General features: G+C 60.5%; 14 protein-coding genes. 7 read left to right on the forward strand and 7 right to left on the reverse strand.

Translation table 11 applies throughout. The features are described from left to right. Positions 1–38: 38 nt before the first annotated feature. Positions 39–1040, reverse strand: a complete 1002-nt coding sequence (locus tag AC3IP0_RS27915; RefSeq protein WP_095943424.1) for a phosphate ABC transporter substrate-binding protein PstS — start codon at positions 1038–1040, stop codon at positions 39–41. Between the two features lie 201 nt (positions 1041–1241). Then, positions 1242–2540, reverse strand: a complete 1299-nt coding sequence (locus AC3IP0_RS27920) for an MFS transporter (RefSeq protein WP_489326355.1) — start codon at positions 2538–2540, stop codon at positions 1242–1244. Between the two features lie 363 nt (positions 2541–2903). Here AC3IP0_RS27920 and AC3IP0_RS27925 point away from each other — a divergent pair, with 363 nt between their 5' ends. Both AC3IP0_RS27925 and AC3IP0_RS27930 read left to right on the forward strand, forming a co-directional pair. After that, positions 2904–3308, forward strand: coding sequence for an acyl-CoA thioesterase (locus AC3IP0_RS27925; protein ID WP_007942704.1), 405 nt, complete (start codon positions 2904–2906; stop codon positions 3306–3308). Positions 3309–3377: 69 nt separating this feature from the next. After that, positions 3378–4277: a D-hexose-6-phosphate mutarotase gene (locus AC3IP0_RS27930; protein ID WP_489326356.1), complete on the forward strand. Its 900-nt coding sequence runs from the start codon at positions 3378–3380 to the stop codon at positions 4275–4277. A gap of 117 nt (positions 4278–4394) precedes the next feature. Here the strand turns inward: AC3IP0_RS27930 and AC3IP0_RS27935 are convergent, their stop codons facing one another. The 5 genes from AC3IP0_RS27935 to AC3IP0_RS27955 form a co-directional block, all read right to left on the reverse strand. Continuing rightward, on the reverse strand, positions 4395–4931 hold the full coding sequence (locus AC3IP0_RS27935; protein WP_489317706.1) for a DUF3299 domain-containing protein: 537 nt from the start codon (positions 4929–4931) through the stop codon (positions 4395–4397). An 87-nt stretch (positions 4932–5018) separates the two neighbouring features. Continuing rightward, entirely contained in the window at positions 5019–5264 is a 246-nt protein-coding gene (locus tag AC3IP0_RS27940) for a GlsB/YeaQ/YmgE family stress response membrane protein (protein WP_007928514.1), read from the reverse strand. A gap of 266 nt (positions 5265–5530) precedes the next feature. Further along, complete coding sequence (locus tag AC3IP0_RS27945) at positions 5531–6613, reverse strand: 5-(carboxyamino)imidazole ribonucleotide synthase (RefSeq protein ID WP_489317707.1); 1083 nt, start codon at positions 6611–6613, stop codon at positions 5531–5533. An 11-nt stretch (positions 6614–6624) separates the two neighbouring features. Further along, positions 6625–7116: a 5-(carboxyamino)imidazole ribonucleotide mutase gene (purE, locus tag AC3IP0_RS27950; protein WP_103395969.1), complete on the reverse strand. Its 492-nt coding sequence runs from the start codon at positions 7114–7116 to the stop codon at positions 6625–6627. A 332-nt stretch (positions 7117–7448) separates the two neighbouring features. Continuing rightward, on the reverse strand, positions 7449–8366 hold the full coding sequence (locus AC3IP0_RS27955) for a LysR substrate-binding domain-containing protein (protein ID WP_489317708.1): 918 nt from the start codon (positions 8364–8366) through the stop codon (positions 7449–7451). A gap of 180 nt (positions 8367–8546) precedes the next feature. On the opposite strand from AC3IP0_RS27955, the gene AC3IP0_RS27960 reads away from it, so the two are divergent. The 5 genes from AC3IP0_RS27960 (at position 8547) to AC3IP0_RS27980 (ending at position 15392) form a co-directional block, all read left to right on the forward strand. Beyond that, a complete protein-coding gene (locus tag AC3IP0_RS27960) occupies positions 8547–9971 on the forward strand; it encodes an aspartate ammonia-lyase (RefSeq protein WP_489326358.1) in 1425 nt (474 codons plus the stop codon). A 533-nt stretch (positions 9972–10504) separates the two neighbouring features. Further along, entirely contained in the window at positions 10505–11956 is a 1452-nt protein-coding gene (locus AC3IP0_RS27965) for an alanine/glycine:cation symporter family protein (protein WP_489326359.1), read from the forward strand. Between the two features lie 100 nt (positions 11957–12056). Further along, positions 12057–13061: an asparaginase gene (locus AC3IP0_RS27970; RefSeq protein ID WP_489326360.1), complete on the forward strand. Its 1005-nt coding sequence runs from the start codon at positions 12057–12059 to the stop codon at positions 13059–13061. A 166-nt stretch (positions 13062–13227) separates the two neighbouring features. Then, the gene (locus AC3IP0_RS27975; protein ID WP_489326362.1) at positions 13228–14226 is read left to right on the forward strand and encodes an AraC family transcriptional regulator; all 999 of its coding nucleotides are present in this window, start codon (positions 13228–13230) and stop codon (positions 14224–14226) included. Positions 14227–14363: 137 nt separating this feature from the next. Beyond that, entirely contained in the window at positions 14364–15392 is a 1029-nt protein-coding gene (locus AC3IP0_RS27980) for a histone deacetylase family protein (RefSeq protein WP_489317712.1), read from the forward strand. Positions 15393–15405 lie beyond the last annotated feature (13 nt).

The following is a 15405-nucleotide window of genomic DNA, read 5'->3' on the forward strand; positions in this document are numbered from 1 at the left end:
CCATGTGAGTCCGAGGGATTCACCTCGGACTCAATTTGTTACTTTTTTGCGACTTCAGCGCCGCCTTCCGCCAGACCCAGGTCAGCCAGAGCTTTGGCAGCTACTTTGGCCGGCAGTGGGATGTAACCGTCTTTCACTACAACTTCCTGGCCCTGTTTCGACAGAACCAGTTTCACGAACTCGGCTTCCAGCGGGGCCAGAGGCTTATTCGGGGCCTTGTTGACGTACACGTACAGGAAGCGCGACAGCGGGTACTTGCCGTTCAGGGCGTTTTCTTCGGTGTCTTCGACGAAGTCCTGGCTGCCTTTCTTGGCCAGGGCCACAGTCTTCACGCTTGCGGTCTTGTAGCCGATGCCCGAGTAACCGATGCCGTTCAGCGAGGAGCTGATCGACTGCACGACCGAAGCCGAGCCTGGTTGTTCGTTCACGTTAGGCTTGTAGTCGCCTTTGCACAGGGCTTCTTCCTTGAAGTAGCCGTAGGTGCCGGATACCGAGTTACGACCGAACAGTTGAACCGGCTTGTTGGCCAGGTCGCCGGTCACGCCCAGGTCGCCCCAGGTTTTGACTTCGGTCTTGGCGCCGCACAGACGAGTGGACGAGAAGATCGCGTCGACCTGTTCCATGGTCAGGTGCTGGATCGGGTTGTCCTTGTGTACGAATACAGCCAGGGCGTCCACGGCAACCGGGATAGCGGTTGGCTTGTAGCCGTACTTCTGCTCGAAGGCAGCCAGTTCGGTGTCCTTCATCTTGCGGCTCATCGGGCCCAGGTTGGAGGTGCCTTCAGTCAGCGCAGGTGGCGCAGTGGCGGAGCCAGCGGCCTGAATCTGGATGTTTACGTTCGGGTATTCTTTTTTGTAGTTCTCGGCCCAGAGGGTCATGAGGTTGGCCAGGGTATCGGAACCAACGCTGGACAGGTTGCCCGACACACCAGTGGTCTTGGTGTAGCTCGGGATAGCAGGGTCAACAGCGGCAACCGCGTTGGCAGTCGCAACGCCAGCAGCGACAAAAGTCATTGCCGCCATCAAACGCTTCAGTTTCATGCCTTACTCCTAGCAGATAGGGTGTGTTATTCGGGGCCAAGTATCAGCAGGCCGTGTGAACACTCTATGGCTGAAATATGACAATTGGATGAAAGGCCAGCACTCCGCTCGGAAGGCTGGCCTTTCAGTTGTAACTGTAAATGTAGGAATTGGCGGAACTTAGCCGGAAACGCAGCGCGCACCGTTGCCACTACTAACGGATCAACGGCCCTTCTTCCATAGCCAAGCGCCGACCAGGATCCCCACCCCACACAGCACCGCCACATAATAGGCAGGCCCCATCGCACTTTCCTTGAGCAACAGGCTGACGATCATCGGCGTCAGACCACCGAAAATCGCGTAGGCCACGTTGTACGAGAACGACAAGCCGCTGAAACGCACCACTGGCGGGAACGCCTTGACCATCACATAGGGCACCGCGCCGATGGTGCCGACCAGCAGACCGGTCAGGGCATACATCTGGAACAGCCAGTCGGGATGGTCTGCCAGGCTGTGGTAGAAGGTCCAGGAACTGGCCAGCAATGCGGTACAGCCGATCACGAAGACTCGTCCCGCACCGAAGCGATCGGCCAGTGCGCCAGCAATGACGCAACCAAAACTCAGGAACACGATCGCCACGCTGTTCGCCTGCAGGGACGTGGTTGGCGAGAAGTGATAGACCGTCTGCAACACAGTCGGGGTCATCAGGATCAACACCACGATGGCGGCCGACAGCAGCCAGGTCAGCAGCATCGAAATGGCGATGGCGCCACGATGGTCACGCAGCACCGCTCGCAGCGGCACTTCTTCGGTCAGGGCCTTGCGCTGTTGCAGTTCGGCGAACACCGGGGTTTCGTGCAGCCAGCGACGCAGGTACACCGAAAACAGACCGAACACACCACCCAGCAGGAACGGAGTCCGCCAGGCGTAATCCGCGACTTCCACCGGGGTATAGAGGCTGTTGATCGCCGTGGCGACCAGCGAGCCGAGCAGGATGCCCGCCGTCAGGCCGCTGGTCAGGGTGCCGCATGCGTAGCCGACATGCCGCTGCGGAACGTGCTCGGAAACGAAGACCCACGCCCCCGGCACTTCACCGCCAATGGCCGCGCCCTGGATCACCCGCATCAGCAGCAACAAAATCGGCGCCCACATGCCGATCTGCGCATAAGTCGGCAGCAAACCCATGATCAAGGTCGGCACCGCCATCATGAAAATGCTCAGGGTGAACATTTTCTTGCGGCCCAGCAGGTCGCCGAAGTGCGCCATCACGATGCCGCCCAGCGGCCGCGCCAGGTAGCCGGCGGCGAAGATGCCGAAGGTCTGCATCAGGCGTAGCCACTCAGGCATGTCCGCCGGGAAGAACAGCTTGCCCACCACAGTGGCGAAGAACACGAAGATGATGAAATCGTAGAACTCCAGCGCGCCGCCCAGGGCAGACAGCGATAGAGTCTTGTAGTCGTTGCGGGTCAGCGGACGTGCGGGTTGGTCTGGCTGCGCGATGCTCGAGGGCGCTGTGGTCATGGCAAGGGCTTCTCTTATAGTCGGATCTGCAACCTCAACAACGCTGGCTGAGGTTTGGGCAGGTCCGGCACGATAGCAAATTGTTCGAAAAAGCACATAGAGGTGCGTTTTTGACAGTCAAAATGAGAACCGGACGGTCGTCGCGGAGTCTACCGACCGATATACTCAATGCTTGCTCCGGTTTTTGAGGGGTTGCTGTGCGAAAACGCCTGTCAGGTTCATAGGCGATTTCGCAGAGTTTCCCTTTAGGCGCCTGATGGAAAACGTGACGAACGTAGTATGTTCGGTGCTGAATCGTTTTTCCCGAAGACGGCTACCACCAGCAATACCAACGAAGAGTCACGGGTCAGAGGCACCCCCGGAATGATAGAGCTCGAACAAGAAGATCCGATCCCGCAAGGCGACCTGGCCCTGCAAATCACCGCGCTTCCTCGCGAAACTAACGGCTTTGGCGATATTTTCGGCGGCTGGCTGGTGGCGCAGATGGATTTGGCAGGCACCGCGATGGCCAGCAAGGTCGCTGGTGGGCGCGTTGCCACCGTTGCAATCGACCGCATGGCGTTTCTGGTTCCGGTGGCGGTGGGCGCTCAGCTCTCCTTTTATACACAGGCCCTGGAAATCGGCCGCAGCTCGATCAAGATGATGGTCGAGGTCTGGAGCGACGATCCACTGTCCAGCGAGTGGCGTAAAGTAACCGAAGCGGTGTTTGTGTTCGTTGCCATTGACGGCAGCGGTCGCACCCGTTCGGTTCCGCCTCGGGCTCGCTGAAAGAGCTTCTAAACCTGGTAGCCGTTTTGCGGTCGATAGTCGTCCACGTTTTTGATCGAGAGCTGTCCCATGAGCATGCCCAATGTTGAAGCCGTAAAACTGGATGAACTGAACTGCTGGCGCATCCGCCACGGTCAGGCCGAATTACTGGTGGCCCAGCAAGGCGCGCATATCCTCAGCTATCAATTGGCCGGCCAGCCGCCGCTGATCTGGCTCAACGACGAAGCCGTGTTCAAGACTGGCAAGAGCATCCGCGCTGGCGTGCCGGTGTGCTGGCCGTGGTTCGGCAACTTTGCGCGCAACCCGCAAAGCGTTCAGGCGATGCGCACCAGCAATGAAGCGCCGTCGGCTCACGGTTTCGTGCGAGCGATGGATTGGGAACTGGGCGGCATCGAAGCCGAAGGCGAAAGCCTGAAGGTCGAATTCCTCCTGCCCTACCCCGAAGGCGGCTTTCCCGGCTGGCCGCACCAGGTGGATTTGACGTTGAGCATTCGCCTCGACGAGCAATTGCACATCCATCTGATCAGCCACAACCGGGGCGCTGAAACCGTCAGCATCAGCCAGGCGCTGCACAGTTACTTTGCCGTCAGCGATGTGCGCGAGGTGCACGTCGAAGGCGTGGATGGCCTCAACTACATCGAAACCCTGGACAACTGGAAAACCAGGCAACAGTCCGGTGATCTGCGCTTTACCGGGGAGACCGATCGCATCTATCTCGACGCCCCGCCACTGCTGAGCATCGTCGATCCGGCTTGGGAGCGACGCATCGAACTGACCAGCATGAGCTCGTGCACCGCGGTGATCTGGAACCCGTGGATCGACCGCGCCGCCGCGTTCAGCGACATGGCCGACGATGGTTGGCAGCACATGCTGTGCATCGAGACGGCGAATGTGATGGGGGATGTGGTGAACCTGAAACCAGGTGCCAGCCATACGCTGGGCGTGAGCGTCGGTAGCAAGCCGCTCTAAGCAACACCACAAAACAAATGTGGGAGCGGGCTTGCCCGCGAAGGGGCCATAACATTCAACATCATCGTTGGCTGTTACACCGCCTTCGCGAGCAAGCCCGCTCCCACATTTGCATCTCTACAAGTCGGACTCTTTTACGACTCTGACCTTCGCCGCATCCAGCGCATACGCCGCATCGGCCAGGTCATTGCTGACCTTCTCGACCTTCAACGTGCCGGTGACCCACAGCGGCGTGTAGATATCGTTCAGTTTCAGGCCCTTTGGATAGCGCACCAGCACCAGTTGGTTGGGCGGCGGCGGTGGCACGTGGATGCACGCGCCCGGGTACGGCACCAGGAAGAACAACGTACTGCGGCCCTTGGCATCGGACTCCAGCGGCACGGGGTAACCGCCAATGCGGATGTTCTTGTCGTTCATCGACGCAACGGTCTTGGTCGAGTACATCACCGCCGGCAAGCCTTTGGCCTGTTTCATCCCACCCTTGTCGGTGAAAGTGCCATTTGCTTCAGGGGAGTTGTGGTCGATTTCAGGCATGGCCTCGAGGGCCTTCTGGTCCGACTTGGGCATCAATTCGAGCCAGTCGGTTTCCGGCAGTTCGCCGGCATGGGCAAGGCCCGTTCCCAATAAAAGAAGAGTCAGCAGAAGACGGTGCATGAAGGTGCTCGGTATAGGAAGGATCAGGAAACGCCGAGCATTCTAGCCCTCCCGGCTTGTGTGGCCGAGAGGACTTTGTCACTTGGTTCAGTTCTTTTTGACCAGGCCGTAGATCACCAGCAACACAACGGCACCCACCAGCGCACCGATGAAGCCTGCGCCTTGGCCAGCCTGATAGATGCCCAGAGCCTGGCCGCCGTAAGTGGCCGCCAGCGAACCGCCGATACCGAGCAGGATGGTCATGATCCAGCCCATGCTGTCATCGCCCGGTTTCAGGAACCGCGCCAGCAGGCCGACAATCAAGCCGATAAAGATGGTTCCGATGATTCCCATGGCATTTCCCTCTGATTTGGTAGATGTGTCCTGTCTCACCAATAATGTTCCTCTTTTGGCGAGTGGCTGTTGTTGTCAGGCAAGGCGCCGCGACGAGTCATAGCTGGCTATGGCGAGGAGCGGCAACGCAGCATGACGGCAACAGACACCGTCAAAAAGGAACAGCATTGGTGAGACAGGACACCTAGCCAAAGCCTAGTCAGACTTTGGCATCCTGCCATGAGAGAACGGCGGTCCCTGAATGGTTCCGCCGCTGCCACATGAAACTATTCGGCGATCAGCGCTTCGACCTTGAGGATCTGCGCGGTCAGCGTTTCGCGATCCGCGCAACGCAGGTTGGCGTGACCGACCTTGCGGCCGACCTTGAACGCCTTGCCGTAGTGATGCAGATGGCAATCGGCGATGGCCACGACCTTCTCGGTATCCGGCACCTTGCCGATGAAGTTGAGCATCGCGCTCTCCCCAACCTTGGCGGTCGAACCCAACGGCAGCCCGGCAACAGCCCGTAAGTGGTTTTCGAACTGGCTGCACTCGGCGCCTTCGGTGGTCCAGTGCCCTGAGTTGTGCACCCGCGGGGCGATTTCGTTGGCCTTGAGGCCACCGTCGACTTCAAAGAACTCGAACGCCATCACGCCGACGTAATTCAGCTGCTTGAGCACACGGCTGGAGTAGTCTTCGGCCAGGTCTTGCAACGGGTGATCGGTGCTCGCCACGGACAGCTTGAGAATGCCGCTTTCGTGGGTGTTGTGTACCAGCGGATAGAAGCGGGTTTCACCGTCGCGGGCACGCACGGCGATCAGCGAAACTTCACCGGTGAACGGCACGAAGCCTTCCAGCAAGCAGGCCACGCTGCCCAGCTCGGCAAAGGTGCCGAACACATCTTCAGGGGTGCGCAGGACCTTCTGACCCTTGCCGTCATAACCCAGGGTACGGGTCTTCAGCACCGCCGGCAGACCGATGGAAGCCACGGCCGCATCCAGGTCAGCTTGGGACTGAATGTCGGCGAACGCCGGGGTAGGAATCCCCAGGTCCTTGAACATGCTCTTCTCGAACCAGCGATCGCGGGCGATGCGCAGCGCTTCGGCGCTCGGGTAGACCGGGACGAATTGCGACAGGAAGGCCACGGTCTCGGCCGGAACACTTTCGAACTCGAACGTCACCAGATCGACTTCATCGGCCAGCTGACGCAGGTGATCCTGATCACCGTAATCGGCTCGCAGGTGTTCGCCCAACGCGGCTGCGCAAGCATCCGGCGCCGGGTCCAGGAAAGCGAAGTTCATGCCCAGCGGAGTGCCCGCCAGCGCCAACATGCGACCCAACTGGCCGCCACCGATTACACCGATCTTCATCGTCAACAACCTCAGGCGATGCGTGGGTCTGGATTTTCCAGGACGCTGTCTGTCTGCTCAGCACGGAAGGTTTTCAGCACCGTATGGAACTGCGGGTGCTTGGCGCCAAGGATACTTGCCGACAGCAGCGCTGCGTTGATCGCGCCCGCCTTGCCGATGGCCAGGGTGGCGACCGGAATGCCCGCTGGCATCTGCACAATGGAAAGCAGCGAATCAACGCCCGACAGCATTGCCGATTGCACGGGTACACCCAGCACCGGCAGGTGAGTCTTGGCTGCACACATGCCTGGCAAGTGGGCCGCGCCACCGGCACCGGCGATGATCACCTCGATGCCACGCGCCTCGGCTTCTTCAGCGTACTGGAACAGCAGGTCCGGGGTGCGGTGGGCAGAAACCACTTTCACCTCGTAGGGAATGCCGAGCTTTTCCAGCATATCGGCGGTGTGGCTAAGGGTGGACCAATCGGACTTGGAGCCCATGATCACGCCAACCAGTGCACTCATCGTCGTGCCTCTTCTCTCTGGGCGCCCGCAGGCGCGTCAAAAAACAACAAGCCACGCAGGATGCGTGGCTTGATTGTACGAATTATGGCCGGTCGTAACCGGCCGAAGGCCGCGCAGTATACCGCAATGAGACAGATAAACAGCCCCCCGTGCGACCATCTGTCAAATGACCGGAGGCCCCGGTTTTATTGACTCCAAGGTCAGCCAACACGCGTCGCAGTTCCCCTGTGGGAGCGAGCCTGCTCGCGAAAGCATCGGGACAGTCACCCTTGATGTTGAATGCCAGTCCGTCATCGCGAGCAGGTTCGCTCCCACAGGTTTCCTCGTCTACCTCAAGAACCGGTTGTGCCTTGGGCCGCGCCGCCTTCAAGTTTGCGCCACAACAGCCTTACATTCGCCTTGCGTACCAGCGCACATCGATACAGACGAATCTCCAGCGGTACATGCCACTGCGGGCCGCCGCAGACCACCAGCTCACCTCGCGCCAGCTCGGCGCGCACGCTCAGTTGCGGCACCCAGGCGATGCCCAGGCCTTCCAGGGCCATGCTTTTCAGGCTGTCGGCCATGGCGGTTTCGTAGATGGTGGTGAAACGCAGCGCCCGTTGACGCAACAGCAGGTTCACCGAACGGCCGAGAAACGCACCGGCGCTGTAGGCCAGTAGCGGCACGCTGCCTTCGCCTTCCAGATCGAACAGTGGTTTGCCATCGGCGTCGGCGGCACACACCGGCAGCATCTCGGTGTGGCCAAGGTGCAGCGAGGGGAATATTTCCGGGTCCATCTGCATGGCGGCGTCCGGGTCGTAGAACGCCAGCATCAGATCGCAACCGCCTTCGCGCAAGGCATGCACGGCGTCGCCGACGTTGGTCGCCACCAGCCGCGTGGCGATGTTCAGGCCTTCGTTGCGCAACTGCGCGATCCAGCGCGGAAAGAAACCCAGCGCCAGGGAGTGCGCCGCAGCGACCTGCATCACTTCGCCCTGCCCGCCTTCCAGGTGATGCAGATGGCGCAGCACTTCACCGAGCTGTTCGACCACGGTGCGTGCGGTGACCAGAAACAGCTGCCCTGCCGCCGTCAGTTCCACCGGCGTGCGCGAACGGTTGACCAGGGTCAGCCCCAACGCGGCTTCAAGGCTACGGATTCGCCGACTGAACGCCGGCTGCGTCACGAAACGCCGCTCGGCGGCCTGGGAGAAACTGCGGGTGGCGGCCAGGGCACTGAAGTCCTCCAGCCATTTGCTTTCCAGATTCATCACGTCCTCCCGGACACGCACCAATTTAGGTCACACGTTCGCCGTCAAGCCGGCGTCACACGGGCATTATGCCGAATATGCATAGCCTAGTGTTTAACAGCATTGGCCCAAAATTCTCCACAGGCCTAGCATTCGCAGCGTTCCGGCACAGACCGGGTCCATATTGAGATGATTTCTATCATGTCCTCCGCTGCATCATTCCGCACAGAAAATGACCTGCTTGGCGCCCTCGAAGTACCGGCTCAAGCGTATTACGGTATCCAGACCCTGCGAGCGGTGAATAACTTCCGCCTTTCGGGCGTTCCGATTTCGCACTACCCGAAACTGGTTGTCGGCCTGGCCATGGTTAAACAGGCCGCTGCTGACGCCAACCGTGAGTTGGGTCACCTGAGCGAAGCCAAGCACGCTGCCATCAGCGAAGCCTGTGCACGTTTGATCCGCGGCGACTTCCACGAAGAGTTCGTGGTGGACATGATTCAAGGCGGCGCTGGCACTTCGACCAACATGAATGCCAACGAAGTCATCGCCAACATCGCGCTGGAGGCCATGGGTCACCAGAAAGGCGAGTACCAGTACCTGCACCCGAACGATGACGTGAACATGGCGCAGTCGACCAACGACGCCTACCCGACGGCAATCCGTCTGGGTCTGTTGCTCGGTCACGACGCCCTGCTCGCCAGCCTCGACAGCCTGATTCAGGCGTTCGCGGCCAAGGGTGATGAATTCAACCACGTCCTGAAGATGGGTCGTACCCAGCTGCAAGACGCCGTTCCGATGACCCTGGGTCAGGAATTCCGTGCGTTCGCCACCACCCTGGGCGAAGACCTGGCACGCCTGAAGACTCTGGCACCAGAAGTGCTGACCGAAGTGAACCTGGGCGGCACCGCGATCGGCACCGGCATCAACGCCGACCCGCGTTACCAGCTCCTGGCCGTTCAGCGTCTGGCAGTGATCAGCGGTCAACCGCTGGTACCGGCCGCCGACCTGATCGAAGCTACCTCCGACATGGGCGCCTTCGTGCTGTTCTCCGGCATGCTCAAGCGTACCGCGGTCAAGCTGTCGAAGATCTGCAACGACTTGCGCCTGCTGTCCAGCGGCCCACGCACCGGCATCAACGAGATCAACCTGCCGGCGCGTCAACCAGGCAGTTCGATCATGCCAGGCAAGGTCAACCCGGTTATTCCGGAAGCGGTCAACCAGGTGGCGTTCCAGATCATCGGTAACGACCTGGCCCTGACCATCGCGGCCGAAGGCGGCCAGTTGCAACTGAACGTGATGGAGCCGCTGATCGCCTTCAAGATCTTCGACTCGATCCGCCTGCTGCAACGCGCCATGGACATGCTGCGCGAGCACTGCATCGTCGGCATCACCGCCAACGAAGCACGCTGCCGTGAACTGGTCGAGCACTCGATCGGCCTGGTCACCGCGCTGAACCCGTACATCGGCTACAAAAACGCCACCCGCATTGCCGGCCTCGCCCTTGAAAGCGGCCGTGGCGTGCTGGAACTGGTGCGCGAAGAAGGTTTGCTCGACGAAGCCATGCTCGCCGACATCCTGCGCCCGGAAAACATGATTGCTCCGCGTCTGGTGCCTCTGAAGGCATAACCCGACGCGTTACTTGTAGCACCGCTCACCAGGTCGAGGGACTAGACACCTCTCACCTTTTGAGGGCTTGGGGATTTAGTCCCCAGGCCCTTTTTTTTAACTGTTTGATCCTGAGAACCGTATGTCTGGGGACTGACCAATGTGGGAGCGGGCTTGCTCGCGAAGGCGGCGGCACATTCAACAATGATGTGTTTGATACACCGCTTTCGCGAGCAAGTCCGCTCCCACCAAGAGCAGCTCTCACATAACCTGACAGCAAAAATGTCAGGTGCTTCAAAGGCTTCGCTTCACCGAATGCACCACAACCGTGCAGACGGACGGCACTGTCATCGGTATAGTGCCGCCCCTCTTCGCATGAGCGGTCGTCGGTAGCGAGGCCACAACCCATGCGAAACCCGAACTAATAACAAACCCGCGATATGAAACCGGGACGAACCTCGAACCGCCCATTGTGCCGTGCGCCAACGGGTGTAACTCGATGTGTCTGTCCGGCCAGCATTGTTGCCTACACAAAAAACAGCGAGGAATAATCCATGCTCGAAGTCATTAACGACTTCCTCTCAGGGAAAGTACTGATCGTGCTCATTGTCGGGCTCGGTAGTTACTTCACGATCCGCTCGCGTTTCGTTCAATTGCGTCACTTCTTCCACATGTTCGCGGTGTTCCGCGACAGCCTCAAAAGCAGCGCCGGGCAACTCAGTTCGTTCCAGGCCCTGATGCTCAGCCTCGCCGGCCGCGTCGGTGCGGGCAACATTGCCGGTGTCGGTATTGCCGTGACCCTCGGTGGCCCCGGTGCCGTGTTCTGGATGTGGGTGACCGCGCTGGTCGGCATGTCCAGCAGCTTCTTCGAATGCTCCCTCGGCCAGCTCTACAAGCGCTGCGATTCCGAAGGCCAGTTCCGCGGAGGCCCGTCCTATTACATCCAGCACGGCCTGCAAAAACGCTGGTTGGGCATGCTGATGGCGTTCCTGCTGCTGGTGACGTTCGGCTTCGCCTTCAACGGCCTGCAAGCCCACGCCGTGACGCACTCGTTGAACAACGCGTTCGGCCTCGACACCACTTACACCGGCATCGGTCTGGCTGTACTTTTGGGTCTGGTGTTCATCGGCGGGATCAAGCGCATCGCCAAGGTCGCCGACCTGTTGGTGCCGGTGAAAACCCTGGTGTACATCGGCGTGACCCTCTACGTGATCGTGCTGCAATTCGACCACGTACCAGGCATGTTGATGACCATCGTCAAGAGCGCCTTCGGTCTGGACCAGGCCTTCGGCGGCCTGATCGGCAGCGCCATCGTCATGGGCGTGAAGCGTGGCGTGTTCGCCAACGAAGCAGGCCTGGGCAGTGCGCCTAACGTGGCGGCGGTGGCGGCGGTCGAGCACCCGGTGGCGCAAGGCGTGGTTCAGGCGTTCAGCGTGTTCCTCGATACCTTCGTGATCTGCACCTGCACCGCACTGTTGATCCTGCTCTCCGGCTTCTACACCCCGGGCTTCGAAGGCGACGGTATTGCCCTGACCCAGAACTCGCTGGCCGCCGTGGTCGGTGACTGGGGCCGGATGTTCATCTCCGTGGCCCTGGCGTTGTTCGTGTTCACCTCGATCCTCTACAACTACTACCTGGGCGAGAGCAACCTGCGCTTTTTGATCGGTGAAAACCGCAAGGCGCTGATGGGCTATCGCGCGCTGGTACTGGTGCTGATTTTCTGGGGCGCCATCGAAAACCTCGGCACCGTATTTGCCTTCGCCGACATCACCATGACCATGCTCGCGTTCGTCAACCTGATCGCGCTGTTCATGCTGTTCAAGGTCGGCATGCGCATCCTGCGTGACTACGATGACCAGCGCGCCGCCGGGATCACCACGCCGGTATTCGATTCGAGCAAATTCCCGGATCTGGATCTGGACCTGAAAGCCTGGCCGGCGAACCCGCCAGCACCAGCCGCCAAGGCTGAAGCTGCTCCGGCAGGCGTGACCGCAGCGCAACGCTGATCGGTAAAAAACCGGGCGCATCCCCTGCGCCCGACGTGACACAGCTTGCGACCGGCGTCATGCTCGGAAACAAGCTGTCATCATTTTTGGAGAACCTCCCATGAATGCCCCGACCTACCCTGCCGCCCAGCACGTCATGGTGCTCTACACCGGCGGCACCATCGGCATGCAGGCCAGCGCCAACGGTCTGGCCCCGGCGTCCGGCTTCGAAGCGCGGATGCGCGACTATCTGCACAGCCAGCCTGAGCTGGTGGTGCCGCAATGGCGCTTCCGTGAAATGTCGCCGCTGATCGACAGCGCCAACATGACCCCGACGTACTGGCAGCAATTGCGTGAAGCAGTGGTCGATGCAGTGGACGTTCAGGGTTGCGACAGCGTGCTGATCCTGCATGGCACCGACACCCTGGCCTACAGCGCGGCGGCCATGAGTTTTCAATTGTTGGGACTGCATGCCCGCGTGTGCTTCACCGGCTCGATGCTGCCGGCCGGTGTGACTGACAGCGACGCCTGGGAAAACATCGGCGGTGCGCTGGTTGCACTGGGCCAGGGCCTGGCGCCGGGCGTGCATCTGTACTTCCATGGCGAACTGCTGGACCCGACCCGTTGTGCCAAGGTACGCAGTTTTGGTCGGCATCCGTTCAAGCGCCTGGAGCGTCAGGGTGGCGGTGTGAAAGTGCCTTCGCTACCAACACAGTTGAATTACAACCAGCCCAAACAATTGGCGAGCGTCGCCGTGCTGCCGCTGTTTCCCGGCATCGGCGCCGAGGTGCTGGATGGTTTGCTCGATAGCGGTATTCAGGGCCTGGTGCTGGAGTGCTACGGCAGCGGCACCGGCCCGAGCGACAACCCCGGGTTTCTCGCCAGCCTCAGCCGTGCACGGGACAAAGGCGTGGTCGTGGTAGCGGTCACGCAATGCCACGAAGGCGGGGTTGTACTGGACGTCTATGAAGCCGGCAGTCGCTTGCGCGGTGTGGGCGTGTTGTCCGGTGGCGGCATGACCCGTGAAGCGGCGTTCGGCAAGTTGCATGGGTTGTTGGGGGCGGGGCTTGAGACAGAAGAAGTCCGTCGGCTCGTCGAACTCGACCTGTGCGGCGAACTGAGCTGAATCAACACATAACCCTGTGGGAGCGGGCTTGCTCGCGAAGAGGGCGTGTCAGATGACATCAATGTTGCTGATCCACCCTCTTCGCGAGCAAGCCCGCTCCCACATTGGGACTCTCGCTCGGCATACAACTTGCTGCGCTCCAGCCATCCCAAGGCTGGAAGTCCTCATGCTCCACTCCCACCTCACCACGCTCAACGCGGTCTCCCTGGTACTCGATGCCTTCAAGGCACAAGGCTTGTCCAGCGAAGCGCTGCTGGCCGGAAGCGGCATCAGTGCGGCGGATCTGAACCGTGCCGACACGCGCATCACCACCAATCAGGAAATGCAGGTCTGTGCCAACGCCGTTGCCCTCAAGCGTGACATCGGCCTGGAACTGGGCCGGCGGATGCACGTTTCCTGCTACGGCATGCTCGGTTACGCCCTGCTCACCAGTGCCACCTTCGGTGACGCTTTGCGTCTGGCGATGCGCTATCCGGCGCTGCTGGGAACACTTTTCGAACTGAGCCTGGAAGACGATGGCGAGCGCATCTGGTTCGCCGCCGCCGATTACCGCGAGAGTCCGGCCATGGCGGTGTTCAATGCCGAGTTCTGCCTGGTGTCGCTGAAAGTCACCTGTGACGACCTGCTCGGCCATCCCCTGCCCTTGCTCGGCGCACGCTTCGAACATGCCGCGCCCGACTACGAAGCGACCTACGCCGAACACTTCAACTGCCCAATGCACTTCGGAGCGCGGAACAACGCCTTCGCCTTCGACAAGCGCTGGCTCGACCAGCCACTGCCGCTGGCCGATGTCATCACCCACCAAGCCATGGCCGAACGCTGCCGCAAACAGAACATCGAGTTCACCGGGCGTCAGGCCTGGCTGGGACGGATCCGCCAATTGCTCAGCGCGCAACTGAACGCCGCGCCCGGGCTGGAGGGGCTGGCCGAGCAAATGAACTGTTCGGCGCGGACCTTGCGCCGGCATCTCAAGGACATGGGTTGCAGCTATCAGGAGTTGCTCGACGAACTGCGCTTTGAGCAAGCCAAGCAAATGCTGTGCGAAGATCAATTGCCGATCTATCAGATTGCCGAGGCGTTGGGCTTCAGCGAGACCGCGAGCTTTCGCCATGCCTTTGTGCGCTGGAGTGGTGTGGCGCCCAGCCAGTTCCGACCACACGGATAATCCTGTGGGAGCAAGGGGCGAATTTCGGTCAGATGTTTTGGCCATATCGATCCCCTTTTGGCCTTTCCTGCCGTTCTCCGATTCGCCGTGCGCCGCAACACTGGGGGCAACCGAATCAGCCCTGCGGAGAACAACAAATGCTGACGATCTACTCTGACGATCACCACCTGCACCATGGCCGTTGCGAACTTATCGACGGCCAGCTCAAGCCGTGCTTCGAGATGCCATCGCGCGCCGATCATGTGCTGCAACGCGTGCAGAACCAGAACCTTGGCCCTGTCGAAGCGCCAAAGGATTTCGGCCTGGAGCCGATCGCGCGCATCCACAGTCGCGACTACCTCGATTTCTTCAAGGGTGCCTGGGCACGCTGGACCGAATTCAACACCGACGGTGACCTGCTGCCCTACACCTGGCCTGCACGCACCTTGCGTGCGATCAAACCGACCAGCCTTCACGGCCAGCTCGGCTATTACAGTTTCGACGGCGGCGCCCCGATCACCGCCGGCACCTGGCAAGCGGCGTACAGCGCAGCACAAGTTGCGCTCACCGCCCAAGCGGAAATCCAGCGCGGCGCCCGATCTGCTTTCGCCCTGTGCCGTCCACCGGGACACCACGCCGCCAGCGATTTGATGGGCGGTTATTGCTACCTCAACAACGCCGCCATCGCCGCCCAGGCGTTCCTTGATCAAGGCCACAAAAAGGTCGCGATCCTCGACGTCGACTACCACCACGGCAACGGCACCCAGTCGATTTTCTACGAGCGCGGCGACGTGCTGTTCACCTCGATCCACGGCCACCCGGAAGCCGAGTTCCCGTTCTTCCTCGGCTATGAAGATGAACGTGGCGAAGGCGCTGGCGAAGGGTTCAACTTCAACTATCCGTTGGCCGCCGGTTCAGGCTGGGACACCTGGAGCGCAGCGCTGGAACAAGCCTGCAAAGAGATCGAAAGCTACGGTGCCGACATCGTCGTCGTGTCCCTGGGCGTCGATACCTTCAAGGACGATCCGATCTCGCAATTCAAACTCGACAGCCCGGATTACCTGGCCATGGGCAAGCGCATCGCGGCGCTCGGCAAACCCACGCTGTTCGTCATGGAAGGCGGCTATGCCGTGGAAGAAATCGGCATCAATGCCGTGAACGTTCTCGAAGGTTTTGAAAGCGCTTGATGAGGAAGTAGAA

Source organism: Pseudomonas sp. GL_103, assembly GCF_057835175.1.